The organism is Streptomyces sp. WMMC1477 (genome assembly GCF_027460245.1).
Taxonomy (GTDB): Bacteria; Actinomycetota; Actinomycetes; order Streptomycetales; family Streptomycetaceae; genus Streptomyces.
Genome location: NZ_JAPZBD010000003.1, coordinates 2,582,475 through 2,602,816, shown reverse-complemented (window position 1 = coordinate 2,602,816; position 20,342 = coordinate 2,582,475). Strand labels below are relative to the sequence as shown.

The 20,342-nt window shown below is 72.9% G+C and carries 20 protein-coding genes; 12 read left to right on the top strand and 8 right to left on the bottom strand.

From position 1 onward, the window contains the following. Nucleotides 1-29 precede the first annotated feature (29 nt). Entirely contained in the window at nt 30-443 is a 414-nt protein-coding gene (locus O7609_RS11995) for an arsenate reductase ArsC (RefSeq protein WP_269743568.1), read from the bottom strand. A gap of 100 nt (nt 444-543) precedes the next feature. On the opposite strand from O7609_RS11995, the gene O7609_RS11990 reads away from it, so the two are divergent. Further along, nucleotides 544-858: an ArsR/SmtB family transcription factor gene (locus O7609_RS11990; protein ID WP_269736944.1), complete on the top strand. Its 315-nt coding sequence runs from the start codon at nt 544-546 to the stop codon at nt 856-858. A gap of 78 nt (nt 859-936) precedes the next feature. Then, nucleotides 937-1,665, top strand: a complete 729-nt coding sequence (locus tag O7609_RS11985) for an aquaporin (protein ID WP_269737299.1) — start codon at nt 937-939, stop codon at nt 1,663-1,665. 200 nt (nt 1,666-1,865) lie between these two features. Here the strand turns inward: O7609_RS11985 and O7609_RS11980 are convergent, their stop codons facing one another. Beyond that, entirely contained in the window at nt 1,866-4,136 is a 2,271-nt protein-coding gene (locus O7609_RS11980; protein ID WP_269743567.1) for a SpoIIE family protein phosphatase, read from the bottom strand. Nucleotides 4,137-4,383: 247 nt separating this feature from the next. Here O7609_RS11980 and aspS point away from each other — a divergent pair, with 247 nt between their 5' ends. Both aspS and sigJ read left to right on the top strand, forming a co-directional pair. Then, complete coding sequence (gene aspS, locus O7609_RS11975) at nt 4,384-6,147, top strand: aspartate--tRNA ligase (protein ID WP_269743566.1); 1,764 nt, start codon at nt 4,384-4,386, stop codon at nt 6,145-6,147. A 171-nt stretch (nt 6,148-6,318) separates the two neighbouring features. Next, nucleotides 6,319-7,194: an RNA polymerase sigma factor SigJ gene (gene sigJ, locus O7609_RS11970; protein WP_269743565.1), complete on the top strand. Its 876-nt coding sequence runs from the start codon at nt 6,319-6,321 to the stop codon at nt 7,192-7,194. 120 nt (nt 7,195-7,314) lie between these two features. Here the strand turns inward: sigJ and metG are convergent, their stop codons facing one another. After that, entirely contained in the window at nt 7,315-8,919 is a 1,605-nt protein-coding gene (gene metG / locus O7609_RS11965) for a methionine--tRNA ligase (RefSeq protein ID WP_269743564.1), read from the bottom strand. A gap of 345 nt (nt 8,920-9,264) precedes the next feature. On the opposite strand from metG, the gene O7609_RS11960 reads away from it, so the two are divergent. Both O7609_RS11960 and O7609_RS11955 read left to right on the top strand, forming a co-directional pair. Beyond that, the gene (locus O7609_RS11960) at nt 9,265-11,340 is read left to right on the top strand and encodes a PhoX family protein (RefSeq protein ID WP_269736949.1); all 2,076 of its coding nucleotides are present in this window, start codon (nt 9,265-9,267) and stop codon (nt 11,338-11,340) included. Between the two features lie 81 nt (nt 11,341-11,421). Continuing rightward, entirely contained in the window at nt 11,422-12,459 is a 1,038-nt protein-coding gene (locus tag O7609_RS11955; protein ID WP_269743563.1) for a DUF3533 domain-containing protein, read from the top strand. 24 nt (nt 12,460-12,483) lie between these two features. On the opposite strand, the gene O7609_RS11950 is transcribed toward O7609_RS11955, so the two are convergent. Both O7609_RS11950 and O7609_RS11945 read right to left on the bottom strand, forming a co-directional pair. Then, nucleotides 12,484-12,693, bottom strand: a complete 210-nt coding sequence (locus O7609_RS11950; protein ID WP_269734922.1) for a DUF397 domain-containing protein — start codon at nt 12,691-12,693, stop codon at nt 12,484-12,486. Then, entirely contained in the window at nt 12,690-13,517 is an 828-nt protein-coding gene (locus O7609_RS11945) for a helix-turn-helix domain-containing protein (RefSeq protein WP_269734921.1), read from the bottom strand. The genes O7609_RS11950 and O7609_RS11945 overlap by 4 nt, the downstream gene beginning before the upstream one ends. Nucleotides 13,518-13,625: 108 nt before the next feature. Here O7609_RS11945 and O7609_RS11940 point away from each other — a divergent pair, with 108 nt between their 5' ends. The 6 genes from O7609_RS11940 (at nt 13,626) to O7609_RS11915 (ending at nt 18,119) form a co-directional block, all read left to right on the top strand. Further along, a complete protein-coding gene (locus O7609_RS11940) occupies nt 13,626-13,874 on the top strand; it encodes a hypothetical protein (protein WP_443072099.1) in 249 nt (82 codons plus the stop codon). Further along, the gene (locus O7609_RS24740) at nt 13,871-14,140 is read left to right on the top strand and encodes a DUF7848 domain-containing protein (RefSeq protein ID WP_443072098.1); all 270 of its coding nucleotides are present in this window, start codon (nt 13,871-13,873) and stop codon (nt 14,138-14,140) included. Before O7609_RS11940 ends, O7609_RS24740 begins: the two co-directional genes overlap by 4 nt. Nucleotides 14,141-14,346: 206 nt before the next feature. After that, nucleotides 14,347-14,616 (top strand): hypothetical protein, encoded by a 270-nt coding sequence (locus tag O7609_RS11930; RefSeq protein WP_269734919.1) that lies wholly within the window; start codon nt 14,347-14,349, stop codon nt 14,614-14,616. A gap of 214 nt (nt 14,617-14,830) precedes the next feature. Further along, nucleotides 14,831-16,006 (top strand): methyltransferase domain-containing protein, encoded by a 1,176-nt coding sequence (locus O7609_RS11925; RefSeq protein WP_269734918.1) that lies wholly within the window; start codon nt 14,831-14,833, stop codon nt 16,004-16,006. Between the two features lie 141 nt (nt 16,007-16,147). Continuing rightward, on the top strand, nt 16,148-17,056 hold the full coding sequence (locus O7609_RS11920) for a serine/threonine-protein kinase (RefSeq protein ID WP_443072097.1): 909 nt from the start codon (nt 16,148-16,150) through the stop codon (nt 17,054-17,056). Then, nucleotides 16,965-18,119, top strand: coding sequence for a DUF4328 domain-containing protein (locus O7609_RS11915; protein WP_269743562.1), 1,155 nt, complete (start codon nt 16,965-16,967; stop codon nt 18,117-18,119). Before O7609_RS11920 ends, O7609_RS11915 begins: the two co-directional genes overlap by 92 nt. Before the next feature lie 28 nt (nt 18,120-18,147). Here O7609_RS11915 and O7609_RS11910 read toward each other — a convergent pair whose 3' ends face one another. From O7609_RS11910 to O7609_RS11900, 3 genes are all read right to left on the bottom strand, one after another. Continuing rightward, entirely contained in the window at nt 18,148-19,206 is a 1,059-nt protein-coding gene (locus O7609_RS11910) for an ion channel (RefSeq protein ID WP_269743561.1), read from the bottom strand. Between the two features lie 193 nt (nt 19,207-19,399). Continuing rightward, a complete protein-coding gene (locus tag O7609_RS11905; RefSeq protein ID WP_269734914.1) occupies nt 19,400-19,765 on the bottom strand; it encodes an ArsR/SmtB family transcription factor in 366 nt (121 codons plus the stop codon). 51 nt (nt 19,766-19,816) lie between these two features. Then, nucleotides 19,817-20,251 (bottom strand): ArsR/SmtB family transcription factor, encoded by a 435-nt coding sequence (locus tag O7609_RS11900; RefSeq protein WP_269734913.1) that lies wholly within the window; start codon nt 20,249-20,251, stop codon nt 19,817-19,819. Nucleotides 20,252-20,342 lie beyond the last annotated feature (91 nt).

Genomic DNA, 20,342 nt, shown 5'->3' with positions numbered 1-20,342 from the left:
CGCGACCGCCCCGTGGCGTGCCGCCGGCCTCAGGGCCGGGCGTCGATCTCGGCGACGAGTTCCTCGACGCGCGCCTTGATCGCGTCCCGGATGGGGCGCACGGCCTCGACGCCCTGTCCGGCCGGGTCGTCCAGCGCCCAGTCGAGGTAGCGCTTGCCGGGGAAGACCGGGCAGGCGTCGCCGCAGCCCATGGTGATGACGTAGTCGGATGCCTGGACGGCCTCGGTGGTCAGGACCTTCGGCCGGGCGTCGGCGATGTCGACGCCGATCTCCTTCATGGCCTCGACGGCGGCCGGGTTGACCTCGTCGGCGGGGAGGGAGCCGGCCGAACGCACCTCGACGCGGTCGCCCGCGAGGTGCGCGAGGAATCCGGCGGCCATCTGGGAGCGCCCGGCGTTGTGGACGCAGACGAAGAGGACGGACGCGACGGGGGTGGAGGGCATCTGTTCCGTTCTTTCCTCGGGCGGGTGCCTCGGGCGGATGAGCGGCCGACGGGTCAGCACAGGCTGGTGTCAGCCCTGGATGATGTGACAGTATCAGCGCATGCTGACATCAGTCGAGACTGAGGTGCTGCGGGTGCTGGCCGACCCGCTCCGGCTCCAGATCGTCCAGCTGCTCGCGCGGGAGACGCTGTGCACCACGCACCTGGTCGAGGAGACGGGGGCGCGGCAGACCAATCTCTCCAACCACCTGCGGGTGCTGCGGGAGGCCGGGGTCGTGGAGACCGAGCCCTGCGGTCGCTTCACCTACTACCGCCTCAAGCCCGAGGCGCTGGAGGCGGTGGCGGGTCGCTTCGCCGAGCTGGCCGCCGCCGCCCGGGCCACCGGCGCGGCGGACCGCAAGCGCGCCTGCCCCTGACCGTCCGACCCGCGCAGCGCCCGACCGCCTGACCGAGGAGTTCCGTTGAGTACCGTCGAGTCCACGTCCGTCGACCCCATGAGAGCGGTGGTGCCGGAGGCCGGGCCGCCCCCGGCGCCTCTGCTGCCCCGGCTGGCGGCGGAGTTCGTGGGGACGGCCGGCCTGGTGGCCGTCGTCGTCGGCTCCGGCATCCAGGCGACGCTGCTGACCGATGACGTCGCGCTGCAGTTGCTCGCGAACTCCCTGGCCACGGTCTTCGGGCTCGGGGTGCTGATCGCCCTGTTCGGGCCGGTCTCCGGGGCGCACTTCAACCCGGCCGTCACGCTGGCCGAGTGGTGGAGCGCCCGGCGCGGCGGCGAGGGCGTCGGGGCCCGGGAGGCCGCGGCGTACGTGCCCGCGCAGATCGCGGGCGGGATAGCGGGAGCCGTCCTCGCCGACGCGATGTTCGCCGAGCCGCTGGTGAAGTGGTCCACGCACGAGCGCTCCGCCGGGCACCTGCTGCTCGCCGAGGTCGTGGCCACGGCCGGGCTGGTCCTGCTCATCTTCGGCCTGGCCCGCACCGACCGGCTGCGCTTCGCGCCCGTCGCCGTGGCCTCCTACATCGGCGCGGCGTACTGGTTCACCGCGTCCACCTCGTTCGCCAACCCGGCGGTGACGGTCGGCCGCGCCTTCTCCGACACCTTCGCGGGCATCGCCCCGGCCTCGGTGCCCGGCTTCGTCCTGGCCCAGCTCGTCGGCGCGGCCGTCGGCCTCGCGCTCGTCGCCGTCATCTTCCAGCGCGCCCGCGCGGCGGCCGACACGGCCTGACCGTCTCCGCCCTGCGGCGGAACCCTCGGACGGGCCAGCGGACGGTGGTGTCGTGGGAGCGTCGTCAGGCCCCCTCGCGTGCAGTGCGCCGAGGGTAACGGCTGTTTCTCCGCCCCGCCCCCGCAGTTCGGCTCCCCGCCGCGCCCGGACGACGGCCGGGGGTGGGGGCGCCTCCCAGCCGGTCAGCCCCGGTGCACCGGTCAGCCCCAGTCCATGGGCGGGGAGTCCTCGCCGACCTCGAACCAGATGGCCTTGCCCTCGCCTCTCGGGTCCACGCCCCAGTTCTCGGCGAGGAGGTCCATGAGGATCAGGCCGCGCCCGGAGGAGGCCAGCTCGCCGGGGTGGCGGCGGTGGGGGAGTTCGTCGCTCTGGTCGGCGACCTCGACGCGGAGACGCCGGAAGCCCTGTTCGCCGGTCACCTCGGCCAGCATGAGGGCGTCGCCGTCGGTGTGGACGAGGACGTTGGTGAGCATCTCGGAGAGCATCAGGACGGCGCCGTCCACCTGGTCGGGGGCCGTCCAGTCGTAGAGCAGGTCGCGGAGCTGGCCGCGGGCGTCGGCGATGCGGGAGGCGTCGGTCTGGGCGACGCTCAGCACGGTGCGGCGCCCGGCGCCGGGGACGTGGCCGGTGACCGGTTCGCGGCTGAGCAGCAGCAGGGCGATGTCGTCGTCGCGGCGGTCGGCGAGCGGGCCGGTGAAGTGGTGGGACGGCGGGCCGTGGACCGTCTGCACGAGGGCGTCGGCCAGCTCCTCCAGGTCCGCGTGGGGGTGCTCGGCGAAGACGGAGCGGATGCGGGCCCAGCCGGTGTCGACGTCGTGCCCGCCGGTCTCGATGAGGCCGTCGGTGCACATGAGCAGCGTCTCGCCGGAGCCGAGCACGAGGCGGGTGGTGGGGTAGTCGGGGTCCGGGTCGACGCCGAGCGGCAGGCCGCCCGCCGTGGGCCGGACCATGAGGGTGCCGTCGGGGAGCCGGATCGCGGGATCGGGGTGTCCGGCGCGGACGATGTCCAGGGTACCGGCCACGGGGTCGGCCTCGACGTAGAGGCAGGTGGCGAACCGGGGGTCGTCCGCGTCCTCGGGGCCCGGGGACGCCTCGGCGTCGTCGAGGGGGTCGCGGGTCATGCCGGCCATGAAGCGGGAGGCGCGGGAGAGCACGGCCTCCGGGCTGTGGCCCTCGGAGGCGTAGGCGCGCAGGGCGACGCGGAGCTGGGCCATGAGCCCGGCGGCGCGGACGTCGTGCCCCTGGACGTCGCCGATGACCAGCGCCGTCCGCCCGGAGTGCAGGGGGATGACGTCGTACCAGTCGCCGCCGATCTGGAGGCCGCCGCCGGTGGGGATGTAGCGGGTGGCGACGGTCATGCCCTTGACCTGCGGGGCGTGGGCGGGGCGCATGGTGCGCTGGAGCCCGGCGGACAGCTCCTGCTCGGACTCGTGGACGTGGGCCCGGGACAGGGCCTGGGCCAGCATCCGCGCGACGGTCGTCAGCACGGACCGCTCGTCGGGGGTGAAGGCGACCGGGGAGGAGAAGGCCGCCATCCAGGCCCCGATGGTGCGGCCGCCCGCGATGAGCGGCAGGAAGGCCCAGGAGTGCCCGTCGAAGCGCGCGGCCAGCGGCCACGTGACGGGGAAGCGCTGCCGGTACTCGGCGCGGTCGGCGAGGTAGATGGCGCGGCCGGTGCGGACGACCTCGGTGGCCGGGTAGGGCGTGCTCATCGGCAGGTCGGTGAAGGGGGCCTCGGTGAAGGAGCCGTGCCCGTGGTGCCCGATGACCGTCAGCCGGTCGCCGTGGACGGTGAAGACGGCCAGGCCGTCGGGGGAGAAGCCGGGCATGGAGAGCGTGGCGGCGACCCGCAGCACCTCGGCCGTGGAGCGGGCCTCGGCCAGCGCCCGGCCGGCGTCCAGCAGGAACGCCTCGCGGGCCCGCTGCCAGTCACCGGTGACGGTGGCCGGGCCCGGGGCGGTCTCGGGGGCCTCGACGAGCGTGCCCAGCAGCAGCGAGCCGGGCGGGAGGGGTGCGGTGGGCGCGTCGGCGGCGGTCGTCGTGGCACCGGTGCCGTCGGTGCGGCCGGTGCCCTCGGCGGTGCCGTCGGTGCCGCCGAGCACCTCGGCGGCGGCTCGGGCGGCCGGATGGCCGGCGGGGGTGCCCGCGTCCAGGTAGCGCAGGCGGGCCCGGACCGTCCGCTTCACCCGGCCATCCTCCCCGACGACCCGGAGTCGGCCCTCGGCGATGCCCCCCTCGGCGGCGGCCAGGGTGATGATGCCGGTGAGCTCGATGAAGTCCGCCACGTGCAGCCGCGCCCGGACGACGGACGTGGGCACCGTGGACGACTCCCGCGGCAGACCCAGCAGCCGGGCCGCCCGGGTGTCCAGGGTCACCAGCCCGGCCTTGCGGTCCCAGCGCCACACGCCGGTGCCGGTGGCGTCGAGCACCTCGTCCACCCTCGGCCCGGCGGAGCCCTGGTCGATGCGCATGTGCCCCACTGTGGGAAGAGGCGGCGCCCGGCGCCCGGCGGCCTCCGCCGCCCGGTGGCCCCCGGGCCCGGCGTCCGCCCGTGGCCCCGCAGGGGGCGGGCCCGGCGTCCGTCCGTGCGGGCCCGGGGCGATCCGGCGGCGGTGGGCGGCTGGACGCGGGCGGTACCCTGAAGGGCGCCGGGAGGCCCGCACCGCAGCGGCCTGCCCCGAACCCGTACGAACCCGGCTCTGACGACTTGGATGAATGATGCATCGGTACCGGTCCCACCACTGCGGCGAGCTCCGATCGCAGGACGTCGGCAAGGACGTCCGGCTGAGCGGCTGGCTGCACAATCGTCGTGACCTGGGCGGCATCCTCTTCATCGATCTGCGCGACCACTACGGGCTGGTGCAGCTCGTCGCCCGCCCGGGCACGTCGGCGAACGAGGCGCTGAGCCACCTCACCAAGGAGACGGTCGTCCGCATCGACGGCACGGTGGCCTCGCGCGGCGCGGACAACGTGAACCCTGAGCTGCCGACGGGCGAGATCGAGGTCGAGGTCTCCGAGGTCGAGGTCCTCGGGGCGGCCGAGCAGATCCCGTTCACGATCAACACCGAGGACGGCGTCAACGAGGAGCGGCGGCTGGAGTACCGCTTCCTCGACCTGCGGCGCGAGCGCATGCACCGCAACATCCTGCTGCGCACCGCCGTGATCTCCGCCATCCGGCAGAAGATGACGGCGCTCGGCTTCAACGAGATGGCCACGCCCATCCTGTCGGCCACCTCGCCGGAGGGCGCGCGGGACTTCCTCGTCCCCTCCCGCCTGCACGCGGGCAAGTTCTACGCCCTCCCGCAGGCGCCGCAGCAGTTCAAGCAGCTCCTGATGATCGCCGGCTTCGACCGGTACTTCCAGATCGCGCCGTGCTTCCGGGACGAGGACGCCCGCGCTGACCGCTCGCCGGGCGAGTTCTACCAGCTCGACATGGAGATGAGCTTCGTCGAGCAGGAGGACGTCTTCCAGGTCATCGAGAAGGTGATGACCGAGCTGTTCGAGGAGTTCGGCGACGGGCGGCACGTGACGTCGCCGTTCCCGCGCGTCCCGTTCCGCGAGGCCATGCTCAAGTACGGCTCGGACAAGCCGGACCTGCGGGCCAAGCTGGAGCTCGTCGACGTCACCGACGTGTTCGCCGGCTCGGAGTTCAAGGCCTTCGCCGGGAAGCACGTCCGGGCCCTGGCCGTGCCGGACACCGCGGACCAGCCGCGGAAGTTCTTCGACCAGATGGGTGAGTTCGCCGTCGAGCAGGGCGCGAAGGGCCTCGCCTGGGTGCGCGTCGGCGAGGACTCGGCGCTGACGGGCCCGATCGCGAAGTTCCTCACCGAGGAGAACGTGAAGGCGCTGCTCGACACGCTCGGCGCCAAGCCGGGCACGGCGATCTTCTTCGGCGCCGGCGAGTTCGACGAGGTCTCCCGGATCATGGGCGCCGTGCGCGTCGAGGCCGCCCGCCGGGCCGGCCACTTCGAGGAGGACGTGTTCCGGTTCTGCTGGATCGTCGACTTCCCGATGTTCGAGCGGAACGAGGACACCGGCCAGATCGAGTTCTCGCACAACCCGTTCTCCATGCCCCAGGGCGGCCTGGAGGCGCTGCGCACGAAGGACCCGCTGGACATCCTGGCCTGGCAGTACGACATCGTCTGCAACGGCGTCGAGCTGTCCTCCGGTGCGATCCGGAACCACGAGCCGGAGATCATGTACGAGGCCTTCGAGATCGCGGGCTACTCCAAGGACGACGTCGAGCGCGAGTTCGGCGGCATGCTGCGCGCCTTCACCTTCGGCGCCCCGCCGCACGGCGGCATCGCTCCCGGCATCGACCGGATCGTCATGCTGCTCGCGGACGAGCCGAACATCCGCGAGACCATCGCCTTCCCGCTCAACGGCAACGCCCAGGACCTGCTGATGGGCGCGCCCAGCGAGGTGGACGAGGCACGGCTGAAGGAACTGCACCTCTCGCTGCGCAAGCCGCCGCAGAAGTAAGGGACGCAAGCCCCGCGGGGGCCGGGTCGAGCGCACCGCCCTCGACCCGGCCCCCGCGGGCGTTGTCACACTTCACCCCGCCGCGCCGTCCCCCCTGGTGAGTACCGCGGGTCACCGCGGGCCCGCCGCGGGCGGACCGCGGCGGGAGACCGGACGGAAGGGGAGAGCGGCGTGGCGGAGCTGGCCGTCTTCGAGCAGGAGCGCTCGCGGCTGTGGGGCGTGGCGTACCGGATCACCGGATCGGTCGCGGACGCCGACGACGCGGTGCAGGAGGCGTGGCTGCGCTGGCAGGCCGTGCCGGAGGGCACCGCGGAGCACCCGCGCTCGTACCTGACGACGGTGGTCAGCCGGATCTGCTACGACCACCTGGGCTCCGCGCACGTCCGGCGCGAGACCTACGTCGGGTCGTGGCTGCCGGAGCCCGTCGTCACCGAGCCGGGCGCGGACGACCGCGTGACCCTTGACGAGTCCGTCGGGATGGCCCTGCTCACCGTGCTGGAGCGACTGAGCGCGGCCGAGCGCACCGCCTTCGTGCTGCACGACGTGTTCGCCGTCCCGTTCCCCGAGGTCGCCGAGGTCCTCGGCCGCACCCCCGAGGCGGTGCGCCAGCTCGCCTCCCGGGCCCGGCGGCGGGTGCGGGCGGAGGCTCCCGGACGACCCGTGGGCCGGGCGGAGCACCGCAGGGCCGTGGAGGCCTTCTTCGCCGCCGTCTCCGAGGCGGATTTCGGCAGCCTGCTGAGCGTCCTGGACCCGGACGTGGTGTGGACGTCGGACGGCGGCGGCAGGGTGCTGGTCGCCCGGCTGCCCGTCGTCGGCCGGGAGAAGGTGGCGACGTTCGCCCGGCGGATCTCCGAGCGGTACGACGGCGGCAGCCTCGCCCTCGTGCTGCGGGAGGTCAACGGTGCGCCCGGCGTCGTCGCGGTGGAACAGGCGACCGGGGAGCCGCGCGCCGTCCTGGCGTTCACCGTGCGGGACGGACGCGTCACCACGGTCGACGCCGTCTTCAACCCGGAGAAGCTGGCACACGTCCGCGTCGACGCCGACTGAGGCCCCACCCGGCCCACAGCCCCCGGTGGCGCCCGGCGGCACGCTGCCGAAGCGCTCGGGGTGTCCACCGAGGTCGGTGGACACCCCGAGCGGGGGCCGTGGGCGTCGGCCCGTGGCCGGTCACCCCTTGGCCGGCTCCTCCAGCCGGGGGAACAGCACGGCGCCCTTGGTGACGGTGGCCCCTGCGGGCAGCAGGCCCCAGCGCCCGGCGTCCTGGACGTGCTGTTCGGCCAGCGGGCCGAGGTGCGGCCCGGCGCCGAGGGAGTCCCACAGCTTCTGCGAGGTCTCGGGCATGACGGCGTTCAGCAGGACCGCCGTCGCCCGCAGGGACTCGGCCGCCGTGTAGAGGATCGTGGCCAGGCGGGCCCGGGCCCCCGGAGAGTCGTCCTTGGCGACCTTCCACGGCTCCTGCTCGGTCAGGTAGCCGTTGACCAGCTTGACGAAGTCGAAGATCGCCGCGATGCCCCCGGCGAAGTCCAGCTCCTCGCCGATGCGCCGGTCGGCCTCCTCCACCGCGCGGGCGAGGGCGTCCACGATCGGCTGCTCCGCCGCACCCCGCGCCGTCGCCTCGGGCAGCGTGCCGCCGAAGTACTTGCCGACCATGGCCGCGACGCGCGAGGCCAGGTTGCCGTAGTCGTTCGCCAGCTCCGAGGTGTAGCGGGCGGAGAAGTCCTCCCAGGAGAAGCTGCCGTCGTTGCCGAAGGCGATGGCCCGCAGGAAGTACCAGCGGTAGGCGTCGACGCCGAAGTGGTCGGTGAGCTGGCGGGGGGAGATGCCCGTGAGGTTGGACTTGCTCATCTTCTCGCCGCCCACCATCAGCCAGCCGTTGGCGGCGATCTTGTGCGGGAGCGGCAGCCCGTTGGCCATCAGCATCGCGGGCCAGATGACGGCGTGGAAGCGGAGGATGTCCTTGCCGACGAGGTGGACGTTCGCCGGGAAGGTGCTCTCGAACTTCTGCTGGTCGGAGCCGTAGCCGACGGCCGTCGCGTAGTTGAGGAGGGCGTCGATCCACACGTAGATGACGTGCTTCTCGTCCCACGGGACGCGCACGCCCCAGTCGAACGTCGAGCGGGAGATCGACAGGTCCTGCAGGCCCTGCCGGACGAACTGCACGACCTCGTTGCGCGCCGACTCGGGCTGGATGAAGCCCGGGTTCTTCTCGTAGTGCTCCAGCAGCTTCGGGCCGTACTCGGAGAGCTTGAAGAAGTAGTTCTCCTCCTGGAGCATCTCCACCGGCTTCTTGTGGATGGGGCACAGCTTCGCCCCGTCCTCCCCCTCCAGCAGGTCGCCGGGGGCCTTGTACTCCTCGCACCCGACGCAGTACGGGCCCTCGTAGCCGCCGCGGTAGATCTCGCCCTTGTCGTACAGGTCCTGCACGAACTCCTGCACGCGGGCCGTGTGCCGCGGCTCGGTGGTGCGGATGAAGTCGTCGTTCGCGATGTCCAGGTGCTGCCAGAGGGGCTTCCACGCCTCCTCCACCAGCTTGTCGCACCACTCCTGAGGCGAAACGCCGTTCGCCTCGGCGGTGCGCATGATCTTCTGACCGTGCTCGTCCGTGCCGGTGAGGTACCACACCTTCTCGCCCCGCTGGCGGTGCCAGCGGGAGAGCACGTCGCCTGCGACGGTCGTATAGGCGTGGCCCAGGTGGGGAGCGTCGTTCACGTAGTAGATCGGGGTCGAGACGTAGTACGCCTTCCCCTGCGCTTCAGTTCCAGTGGCCGCCATGGGCGAAATCCTATCGGCCCGCGGGCCCCCGCCCCGCGCCCCGCCGGGGGCGCCCGGCGCTTGGGAGGTCTGCGCCGGAGGCGCCGGGCTGGCAGGCGAGCTCTCCGGGCGCCCGTGCGGCTCCGGGCTCGGTGTTCCGCCCCGGGCCCCCGGCCCGGGGCGCGGCTCCCCGTGCGTGGCGGTCCGCGGGTGCGCGGTGGCCGTTCGCGCAGGTCCCCGCGCCCCTTCGGGGGCGGTCCCCGGTGTGGCCGGTTCCGGTTCACGGCAGGTTCACCGGAAGATCGCTCACGGGTAGGTGTGGGGTTCTAGGTTCCGGCGAAGTAAGGCTTGATGACGGAGGACTCCATGCGCAAGCAACTGCCGCTGCTCGACACCCACCCCGGCGGCCGGTCCGCCCTGACCTGCCACTACCGCTGTGGTGACGCCTGCTTCCAGGAGGTCCCGAACCGGAGCGACAACGCCTACTTCGGCGACGTCGTCGCGGGCATGTCCCGCCGCTCCATGCTGCGCGCGGGTGCCGTGGCGACGGTCGCCGCCGCGGCCGGGACCGCGATGGTCGGCGGCGCGCCCGAGGCGGCGGCGCACGGCCGCCCCGCCGCGCCGGGTGCCCACGGCCCGGGCCACGGCCGGGACCGGGCCGCGAAGGGGCTGCGCTTCGAGCCCGTCGAGCCCAACACCAACGACGCCGTCACCGTGGCGCGGGGCTACGAGCAGGACATCGTCATCGGCTGGGGCGAACCGATTCTCCCCGGTGCCCCCGCCTTCGACCCGCAGCGCCAGAGCGCCCGCGCCCAGGCCGGGCAGTTCGGCTACAACAACGACTTCCTCGCCCTGCTGCCGCTGCGCGGCGAGCCGCACCGGCAGGTGCTCTTCGCCAACCACGAGTACACCGACGAGCAGCTCATGTTCTACGGGTACGACGCGGACAACCCGACCCGTGAGCAGGCCGAGATCGCCTGGGCGGCCCACGGCCTGTCCGTCGTCGTCGTGGAGGAGGAGCGGCGCAGCGGCCGGCTCACCCCCGTGCGCCGCCACCGCCTCAACCGCCGCTTCCACAACGGCACCCCCTTCGAGCTGACCGGCCCCGCCGCCGGCAGCGACCTGGTGAAGACCTCCGCCGACCCGGCCGGCCGCACCGCCTACGGCACGCTGAACAACTGCGCCGGCGGCACCACGCCGTGGGGCACGGTGCTCACCGCCGAGGAGAACTTCAACCAGTACTTCGCCAACGCCGAGTCCGTCACCGACCCGCGGACCAGCGAGCGGCTGGCCCGCTACGGCATGCGCGGCGGCGCCACCAGCCGCAAGTGGGAGCGCTTCGACGACCGCTTCGACCTGGCCAAGGAGCCGAACGAGCCGAACCGTTTCGGCTGGATCGTCGAGGTCGACCCGTACGACCCGGAGTCCACCCCGCGCAAGCGCACCGCGCTGGGCCGCTTCAAGCACGAGGGCGCACAGCCCCGGCTCACCGCCGACGGCCGCGTCGTCGTCTACATGGGTGACGACGAGCGCTTCGACTACATGTACAAGTTCGTCTCCAGCCGGCGCATGCGCCACGGCAACAGCCGCTGGGCCCGTGAGCACAACATGACCCTGCTCGACGAGGGCACCCTCTACGTCGCCCGGCTCACCGGCGACAGCCCCGGCGAGATCGACGGCGAGGGCGGTCTGCCGCGCGACGGCGAGTTCGACGGCCACGGCCAGTGGATCAAGCTCGCCTCCGGCGACCGCTCCCACGTCGAGGGCATGACGGCCGAAGAGGTCTACGTCTTCACCCGCATCGCCGCCGACAAGGTCGGCGCCACCAAGATGGACCGTCCCGAGGACGTCGAGCCCAGCCCGCGCACCGGCCGCGTCTACGTCGCGCTGACGAACAACACCAACCGCGGCAAGCCCGGCTACCCCGGCGCCGACGAGGCCAACCCCCGCAACCTCAACAAGCACGGCCAGGTGCTGGAGCTCACCGAGCGCTGGAACCACCCCGCCGCGGAGACCTTCACCTGGCGCCTCTTCCTCGTCTGCGGCGACCCCGAGGACGAGTCGACCTACTACGGTGGCTTCCCCAAGGAGAGCGTCAGCCCGATCTCCTGCCCGGACAACCTCACCTTCGACGACTACGGCAACCTGTGGATCTCCACCGACGGCAACAAGCTGGGCAGCCACGACGGCCTGTTCGGCGTCGCCACGTACGGCCGCAAGCGCGGTGAGGTCAAGCAGTTCCTGACCGTCCCGGCCGGCGCCGAGACCTGCGGCCCGATCGTCCAGGACCGCCGCGTCCTCGTCGCCGTCCAGCACCCGGGCGAGATCGACGGCGCCACCGCCGAGCAGCCGCTCTCCCAGTGGCCCGACGGCCCCGGCCGTCTCAACCGTCCCGCCGTCGTCGCCGTCTGGCGCGAGGACGGTGGCGCCATCGGCCGCTGACGTCCGCCGTGCGGCGGCTCCGGTCATCCGATCGGTCCGCCGCCGCGTGCGCCCGGCCTCCCCGGTGCGGAGGCTGGGCGCATGGCAACACTGCACGCCGGAGGGTCCGAGAGCTTCTTCGGCCAGGTCAGGAGTGCCGTCTCGCTGCGCGCGGCGGCACTCCTGCTGGGCGTGCTGGCGCTCCAGATGGGCTTCATCGCGTCCTACGTCGGCGCGTTCCACGAGCCGGGGCCCGAGCGCGTGCCGGTCGCCGTCGTGGCCCCCGACGCCGCGCGGGCCGAGCTCACGGACAACCTGGACGGCCTCCCCGGCGACCCCCTCGACGTCGAGATCAGCACCGCCGACCCCGCCGAAGCGCGCGACGCCCTGGAGGACCGGGACGTCGACGGCGTCTTCCTCGCCGAGCCCGGCGAGGACGCCGACACCCTGCTGGTGGCCGGCGCCGCCGGAGGAGCACTCGCCCAGGCGATCGAGTCGGTGTTCGAGGACGTCCAGCGTGAGCGGGACCGCGGGCTGACCGTCCGCGACACCATCCCCGCCGCCTCCGGGGACGCCCGCGCCCTCACCTCGTTCTACCTGGTCGTCGGCTGGACGGTGGGCGGCTACCTCTGCGCCGCCATCCTCGCCATGAGCTACGGCGCCCGCCCCGGCACCCCGGCCCGCGCCGTCGCCCGGCTGGGTGCCCTCGGCCTCTACGCCGTCGCGGCCGGGATCGGCGGCGCCGCCCTCGTCGGACCCGTCCTGGACGCCCTGCCCGGCGGTTTCTGGGCTCTCAGCGGCCTCGGCGCCCTGCTCGTCTACGCCGTCGGCGCCCTCACCTTCGCCCTCCAGGGCCTGTTCGGCGTCATCGGCATCGGGCTCGCCATCGGGCTCGTCGTCGTCATCGGCAACCCCAGCGCCGGCGGCGCCTACCCGGCCCCGCTGCTGCCCGAGTTCTGGCGCGCCGTCGGCCCCGCGTTCCCGCCCGGCGCCGGCACCTGGACGGCACGCTCGATCGCCTACTTCGACGGCGCCGCCATCACCGGCCCCCTGGTCGTCCTGGCCGCCTGGGCCGTGGCCGGCACCGCGGTCACCTTCCTCGCCGCCTTCCGCCACACCCCGGCCGAGTACCCCCGGTAGGCCGGCAGCGCCGCGCCGTCGCCGTCAGCCGGCTCCGAGCGCCCCGGCCTTGACGCCCGCCACGAACGCGGAGAACGCCTCGGCGTGGAGGTCCAGGACCGGGCCGTCCGGGCTTTTGGAATCCCGGACGGGGACGACGCCACGCGTGGCGGCAAGATTGACGGCGACCTCAACGCAGGCACCGCCGTTGTTGCTGTACGAGGACGTGAACCAACAGGGGGATTCGGTCGTCACGGCGTGCCCTTTCGCAACGTCTCGATTATGGCGACGGAGGCAGCCTGAGATTCGGCCTCTGCCTGTAGTTGATGGTAGGCGGTCAGCATGGGTAGCACAGACGCGCTGTCGCGTTCGAGATGCCCGCGCTGGGCGGACTCGGCGTAGGAGAGGAGTGAGCGGTCGGGCAGCGTCAGGATGTAGATGGGCAAGTCGAACGGGCGGAGAGCACCCATCTCAAACGGGGCTACCTGGAGCACGGTGTTCGGCAGGGCTGCGAACTCGACCAATCGAGCCAACTGTTCGCCCATCACGGCCGGGTTCCCGACGGGACGCCTGAGGCAGCTTTCGTCCAGTACCACGAACACCAGGGGCGGCGGCGTTCGGACGAAAGCCGCTTGGCGCTCGGCGATCAGTGCGATGCGTTCGTCGCCCTGCTCGGGCGTGATCGCGCCCCGCTCGACAGCCCGGGCAGTGAGTGCCGAGGCGTACTCCGGCGTTTGCAGGATGCCGGGCATTACACCGACCTCGTAGAGCCTGACCTCCGCCGCCCGCGCCTCGTGCTTCACGTACTCCGGGAATCCCTCAAGCAACGCTGTGTGCCGGACTGCTTGGCTCTGGCGTTGGAGGCGGTCACCAGTACCGAGGGCGCGGTCAGCACTCTTCGCAAAGCGGAGAGTTGGAGTTCGGCGGCCAGTTTCGACAGCGGAAACATGCGTGGCTGAGCACCCCATCCGTGCGGCCAGTTCGTCCTGTGTCCAGCCGCGTTCGTCTCGCAACGTGCGGAGACGGTGCCCGAAGGCCGCACTTGGCGACACTGCGGGGTCCAGCTCTTTGCGGTTCATCGGCCCACCGCCCAACTATCTGTACGATTACTGCAAGTTGAAGACCCTTCGACTGTAGGTCACGCTGAACCTCCTTGGTAGTGGAACCACTACGGAGAGGAGCGGTCTGTGTCCGACGACGACGGTCCGGCTCGACATCAGGACGAACCACCACCCCTTGGCACGCTCATGGTGGACGCGAGGGACCGGGTCGGTGAGTTCCGCGCGGAGTGGTGCGGACGCTGGTACCTCCGTCCCGTCACGGGCGGGACGGAGTGGAGCGTGGCGCCCGAGGACGTCCGGCGGCCGAGCCCTGAGGAGCGGCTCCGGGCGGAGGTGGCCCGGGTGAACGCCCGAAGCCGGGGTGAGCTGCTGTGAGTGTCCCGATCCGCCGCAGGTTCGGGTTCTTCAACTGGACGCTGCGGCCCGACCATGACGATGACTCTCCGCCAGTCACGTATGCGTACCGCTGCCTCACGCTCACGGAAGACGACAGCGAGTGTGCGGCGATGTCGCCCACGAGCGAGGACCCGTGCGATCCGCAGGAGTGGGCGTTCGGTCATCTGCGCGAGCACCCTGAGCACACCAGCTACGCCGAAGTGATCGAACGCCCCTGGGCGATGTGGTGGGAGGGACCGGCGTGATCGGTAAGGCGGAGCCGCCCGGGTACTGGTGCGAAGTGGTCGCTGAGGGGCCTGTGTACGGCACGGGCGCGATCGCGCGGTGTGTCCTGGGGACGTTCGAGACGATCTCGCCTGTGCTCGCTCTGCGGTGGGTGCGTGGGGAGGCGAACAGGATCGCCGACCGGTTGGACCCCGATCCGGACTGCTCGCGGTGGAGTCGGTCGAGCTTGAACAGGGTGCCCGTGTCGCGCCCCGACGCTCCGACCGAACTGCGCGCCTGGGGCGCCGACACGGACCCCGCTGAGGAGCGGGCGGCCCGCACGCACCTCAAGGCCGGGTTCCCGCTGTCCGTCGTCGTGCCGGACGTGGACTGCACCTACACGCTCGCTGTGTGGCCGGTGCGGGTGCCCGGCCGCCCTGAGCCGCACGGGTCACCGCACCGGGTCGGTGGATTCGCGCATCCCGTGTACCTGCTCGCGACGCAGGGCGGCAGATAGCCGCCAGGACGTCCGGCTCAGCCCGAGCCAACGGCACAGGCTGAGAGCCGGAGCGGAGAAGGAAAGTCAGCCAGAGAAGGGAAGAAACCATGCGCAGTGTCGAGTCGAACGGCGGAGACAAGCTGCCCGGCGAGCCGTATCCCGGGCCGCACCAGCCGCCGACGCCCGACGGTGGGCCCGGCGTTCCCAACCCGCCCAAGGGGGTCCCGGTTCCGTGACCGCTGACGCACACCAGGGGCGCCCCGTCCGGGACGAGCTGGGGCGTGCCCTGATGGCAGGGGGCGCCCTGACCTCGGACTGGGCACCCGCGTACGCCGCCGTGCCGCGTTCCGCCTTCCTCCCCGAGCTGATGTGGCCGTTCGACATGGCGTCGGGCAGAAGCGTGCCGGTGTCCAGGACGGACGAGCCCGCCGAGTGGCACCGGCACGCGGACGCCGACGCGCCGATCGTCACGCAGTGGGACGACGGTCGGCACGGCGGTGAGGGGCCGGGAAGGGTGTCCACCTCCTCGGCGTCGATGCCGTCGGTGGTGTTCTCGATGCTCCGCGACCTGGACGTGGCGGCCGGGCACCGGGTGCTGGAGATCGGCACGGGCACGGGCTGGAACGCGGCGTTGCTGGCCCACCGGCTGGGGGCGGGGAGCGTGTACACCGTGGAGGTGGACGGGGCCGTTGCCGAGGCCGCTCGCCGGGCTCTGGGCGCCTTCGGGGCACCGGTGAACGTCGTGCACGGTGACGGCCTCGCGGGTTACCCCGAGGCGGCGCCGTACGACCGGGTCATCGCGACGTGCGGGGTACGGGCGATCCCCCTGGCCTGGGTGCGCCAGTGTCGTCCCGGCGGCGTGATCGTGGCGCCGTGGGGCACGCACTACGGCAACGATGACGCCGTGGCCAGGCTCACCGTGTCACCAGACGGGGCGGAGGCGTCCGGGACGTTCACGGGCGCCGTGGAGTTCATGAAGCTGCGGGCTCAGCGCCTCCCGCGCATCGTCCACGCCGAGTACGTCACCGCCGGCGTGGCCGACGGCGACGAGACGTCCACAGACGTGACGGAGGCCGAGTTCGTCCGGAGACGGTTCAGCGCCCACCGTTTCGCCCTGGGGCTCCGGATGCCGGGGTGCCATCACGTCGTGGCGTCGAAGGAGAACGGCGCCCGGCCGGTGTGGTTCTACGGGCTCGACGACCGGTCCTGGGCCTGTGTGCTGTTCCAAGACGAGGGCGGGGCGCGGGTCTGGCAGTCCGGGCGCCGTCGGCTCTGGGACGAGGCGGAGGCGGCGCACCGGTGGTGGCTGGAGCACGGGCGGCCGGAGCACACCCGGTTCGGGCTCACCGTGAGGGCGGAGGGGTACCGGGCGTACCTGGACGACCCGGACCGCTCCTGGCCGGTGTGACCGGCCCAGTCGGGCGTACTACGCTCGCGATCACTGAACGGCGGGGATGGCAGGGGGAGATCGCGCGTATGGCCGTTGGAACGGACGGACCCTGGCCGTATCGGGCCGTACCGGTTGCTCACGCGGCTGGGCGAGGGCGGCATGGGGACGGTGTTCCTCGCGGAGGGCGGCCGGGGTGAGCGGGTCGCCCTGAAGTCCATCCGGCACGGCTACGCCGACGAGCCGGGGTTCCGCGCCCGCTTCGCACGGGAGATCAGGACCGCGAGCATGGTGCGGGCGGAGGGCATCGCCCAGGTCGTGGACTCGGAGCCGGGAGAGGGCGGGCAACGGCCCTGGGTGGCCACCGAGTTCGTGCCCGGTCTGTCGCTGCAGCGGCTGGTCGCCACGCAGGGCCCGCGGCCCGCCCGCAGCGCGGATGCCCTCGCCGCCGGGCTCGTCCGGGCGCTCCGGGCGGTGCACGCGGCCGGGCTGGTGCACCGCGACGTCAAGCCGTCGAACATCCTGCTCACCGTCGACGGGCCGCGGCTGATCGACTTCGGGGTGGCGCGGCTCGTGGACGTCTCGACCGACGGCGGGCTGACCCGTACCGGCGCGTCCGTGGGGTCGCCGGGGTACATGTCTCCGGAGCAGGTGCTGGGCCGTACCCTTTCGGCGGCGAGCGACGTCTTCGGCCTCGGCGGTGTGCTGGTCTTCGCGACCACCGGCGAGCTGCCCTTCCCCGTCGAGGACACCGGCAACCCCCACGCGTTGATGTTCGCCGTGGTCCAGCGGGACCCGGATCTGGGCCGTGTTCCGGCCGAGTTGCGGGCCACCGTCGCCGCGTGCCTGGCCAAGGACCCCGCCGAGCGCCCCGACGCATCCGCCCTGGCCGAGCGGCTGGGAGAGTACGCCGACGGGTCTGCCGAGGGCGCCTGGCCGTCGGGCGCGGACCCCTGGCTGCCCGCGCGCCCTCGCCGAGGTGGCCCGTATATCGGGCCGTGCGATCGCCCAGGGGGAGTGGCGCCGGGAGGACGGCGGCGGTGCCGCGGACGCGTCCGGTGGCGCCGGTGACGTGGCGGAGCCGTCCGGTGGCGCCGGTGACGCGGCCGGCGCGTTCGGAGGCGACGGCGACGGGCCGGCCGCCCCCGTCGTCCCGCCCCCGCCCCCGCCGGGCGGTGGTCTCGCGCAGGCTCCGACGGTCACCGCGGCGCCGGGGTCCGCGCCGCGGGTGCCCCCCGCCTCCGGCCTCTCCGGCCTCGCCCCGGCCGACGCCGCCTCCCGTCCGGCGGCCCGCCGCCGGGCCCAGGGCTCCCCGGCCCGAGCGGCCCCACTACGTCCGTCGGCAGCCGATACCCGCCAACCCGCCGCGTTTCTCCCGGCCTGCCGGTGCACCGGCGCGACCGGCGGGGCGGGGGCGCCGTCCTCGTCGCCCTGGGGTGCCCACCAGGTCGCGCTGCGCTCCCCCGAGGGCCTGGCCGTCGCGCTGTACTGGCTCTACGGCCTCTACATCGTGTTCAAGTGCGTCGCGGTCGTGGTGCACCTCGGCTTCGCCGAGGAGATCGACACCTGGGCCCGGGCCGACTTCGCGCTGTGGACCGACGTCGACGGGCTGGTGGCGGACGCGAACACGCTGTCCACCGTGGAGGCGCTGGTGGGCCTCGCGGTGGTCGTTCCGACGCTCTGCTGGTTCTGGCGGGTGCGCTCCAACGCGGAGGTGTTCGCCCCGGGCGGGCACCGGTACCCGCCCGGGATGGCGGTGGGGAGCTGGTTCATCCCGGTCGCCGCGTGGATCATCCCAGGGAAGATCACGTTCGACGTGTGGGACGCGTCGATCCCGAGCCGCGAGCGGGCCCGGCCCGGCCAACGGCAGCCCGGACACGCCCTGCTGGCCTGGTGGTGGACGTTCACGGTCGTCTGGAGCGTCGCCCTCGGCGTCCTCTTCCTGCTCCCCGGGGTGCTGGAGGGGGCCGTGGATCGGGAGAACGGCGTCATCGACTTCGACCGGATGCTCACGACGACCCGTTGGGGCGTCTTCCTGAACCTGCTGTGCGTTCCGGGCGCGGCGCTGTTCATCGCCGTCGTCCATCGGCTGACCAACCTGCAGGTGCGGCGGGCCGCCGACCGGCGGGCGTGACGGCCCGGCCCGGCCGCACCGGGCGGGGTCAGGCGGTGCGCTGGGCGGGGGTGGTCGGGGTCTCGGGGGCGAGCTCGGCGGCGTCGACGCGCTTCTGGGAGACGTAGTAGAGGACGGCGCCCGCGTGGACGGGCTCGGCCCAGGGCGGGCTGACGGCCATGCGGCCGTCCTGCCGGACGGCGACGACGGTGGCGGCGAACCGGCGGCCGAAGTGGGCCTGCCAGTCGCCGAAGGTGCGGCCGCCCTGCCCGTCGGCCAGGCGGACGGAGTAGGTGTTGCCGCAGCCCGCGCTGTCCATCAGCTCGCTGTAGACCTCGGTGATGCCCGGGTCGAGCGCCTCCTCCTTGAGGAGGTTGGGCATGTGCCACTGCACGCACTGGGCCTTGGAGTTGACGTAGCGGAGCCGCTCGCAGTGGTCCATGTCGCGCAGGGCGACGACGAGGTGGATGTCGGGCCGCAGGTGGTCGATGCTGAGCGCGAGGACGAGCGCCTCGTTGTCGTCCCGCGCGTCGACGACGACGGTGCGGGCGCGCTCGACGCCGGCCCGGCGCAGCACGTCGAGCTGGGCGAGGTCGCCCCGGACGAAGCGGACGCCGTCCCGTTCGGGCATCGGGTGCTCGGGGGTGTCCTCCCAGGCGCACAGGACGAGGTCGTGCGCGTCCTCCAGGTGGAGTTGGTCCACGAGCCGTTCGGTGCGGACGGGGGTGTAGCCGAGCAGGACGATGTGGTCGCCGAGGTCCACGTCCACCATGCCTTTCAAGCGCTTGCTCCGCAGCGACTGGATGTGCGTCGCCAGCTCCGTGAACAGGATGGTCAGGGTGACGATCCCGCCGATGATGACGTAGGTGGCGACGAGCCGCCCGAGCACGGTCTCGGGGAAGTAGTCGCCGTAGCCGACGGTCGAGGCGGTGATGAGGAAGTACCACCAGTAGGTGCCCGGGTCGGTCAGCCCGTTGGAATCGGGCTCGACGAGCCACATGGCCAGCCAGCTCGTGAGAAAGACGAACACCGTGACGGTGAGGGCGGCCCGCCAGCCCCGCACCCGCGAGCGCAGGGTGGAGATGAGTCTGGCGATGAAGGCGGGCACCTGCACTCCTGAGCTGGGCGGCCCTCGGTGGGGCGGGACACGTCGAACGGACCCGCATGCTACGGCAGGGGGACGGCGTCGGCGTGGGCCGTGTGACGTGTTTCTCGCCGCGCGGGGTCTCGGCCGGTGCCCCCCGGCGGCCCCGGGGGCCTCGGCGCCCCCGTGCCCCCGGGCTTCGGCCTGCGCCGGCGCCTCAGCGGGTGCCGGGGGCCAGGGTGCCGGACATGGCGGCGAGGACGGAGGGGGCGACCCGGTAGTAGACCCAGGTGCCGCGCCGCTCGGAGGTCAGCAGCCCGGCCTCGCGCAGCTTCTTGAGGTGGTGGCTGATGGTCGGCTGGGAGACGCCGACGTCGGAGATGTCGCAGACGCAGGCCTCCCCGCCCTCGTGTGAGGCGATGAGGGAGAAGAGGCGCAGCCGGACCGGGTCCCCGAGGGCCTTGAACATCGCGGCCGTCGCCTCGGCCTCCTCGGCGGTCAGCGGGCGCTCACTCAGCGGGGGGCAGCAGGGGACGACGGCCTGGGCCGGTGCGGGGGCCGGTGCTGTCTTCACCTTGGTCATGCGCCCATTTTGACACGTGTCGAATTCCTGCGGCGGCTGCGGCGGCCCGGGTCAGCCCTGCCCGGGCGGGTCGGGCAGACCGAGGCGGAGGTGCTCGACGTGGTAGACGGCCTGGTCGAGGAGTGCGGCGACGTGGTTGTCGTGGAGCGCGTAGACGACCGAGCGGCCGTTGCGCGTGCCGGTGACGAGGCCGAGGTTGCGCAGGAGGCGCAGCTGGTGGGAGCAGGCGGACTGCTCCATGCCGACGGCCGTCGCCAGCTCGGTCGCGGCGCAGGGGCCCTCCCGGAGGCGGGCGAGGATCAGCAGCCGGGAGGGGGTGGCGAGGGCCTGGAGGGTCTCCGCGACCTTCGCGGCGCTGTCGGCGTCCAGGTGGGCGCTGGGCGCGGGGTTCCCGGCGTTGTGATCGGCGTACTCGGCGCGCGCGGCGTTCTCGGCGTGCTCGGTGGTCCCGGTGGGGTTGGCGGGGTTGGCGACTCCATGGCCCATCCGCTCATCCTACGGAGGAGTATTCATGAATAGCTGTTCATTCGTTCCTGTAAGGTCACGTCCCGACGACTGACCCACGGGCAACCGAAGG

Coding starts and splice junctions, on each gene's coding strand:
- O7609_RS11995 (WP_269743568.1), bottom strand. CDS start 443: ATGCCCTCCACCCCCGTCGCGTCCGTCCTCTTCGTCTGCGTCCACAAC.
- O7609_RS11990 (WP_269736944.1), top strand. CDS start 544: ATGCTGACATCAGTCGAGACTGAGGTGCTGCGGGTGCTGGCCGACCCG.
- O7609_RS11985 (WP_269737299.1), top strand. CDS start 937: ATGAGAGCGGTGGTGCCGGAGGCCGGGCCGCCCCCGGCGCCTCTGCTG.
- O7609_RS11980 (WP_269743567.1), bottom strand. CDS start 4,136: ATGCGCATCGACCAGGGCTCCGCCGGGCCGAGGGTGGACGAGGTGCTC.
- aspS (WP_269743566.1), top strand. CDS start 4,384: ATGCATCGGTACCGGTCCCACCACTGCGGCGAGCTCCGATCGCAGGAC.
- metG (WP_269743564.1), bottom strand. CDS start 8,919: ATGGCGGCCACTGGAACTGAAGCGCAGGGGAAGGCGTACTACGTCTCG.
- O7609_RS11960 (WP_269736949.1), top strand. CDS start 9,265: ATGCGCAAGCAACTGCCGCTGCTCGACACCCACCCCGGCGGCCGGTCC.
- O7609_RS11955 (WP_269743563.1), top strand. CDS start 11,422: ATGGCAACACTGCACGCCGGAGGGTCCGAGAGCTTCTTCGGCCAGGTC.
- O7609_RS11945 (WP_269734921.1), bottom strand. CDS start 13,517: ATGAACCGCAAAGAGCTGGACCCCGCAGTGTCGCCAAGTGCGGCCTTC.
- O7609_RS11920 (WP_443072097.1), top strand. CDS start 16,148: ATGGGGACGGTGTTCCTCGCGGAGGGCGGCCGGGGTGAGCGGGTCGCC.
- O7609_RS11905 (WP_269734914.1), bottom strand. CDS start 19,765: ATGACCAAGGTGAAGACAGCACCGGCCCCCGCACCGGCCCAGGCCGTC.
- O7609_RS11900 (WP_269734913.1), bottom strand. CDS start 20,251: ATGGGCCATGGAGTCGCCAACCCCGCCAACCCCACCGGGACCACCGAG.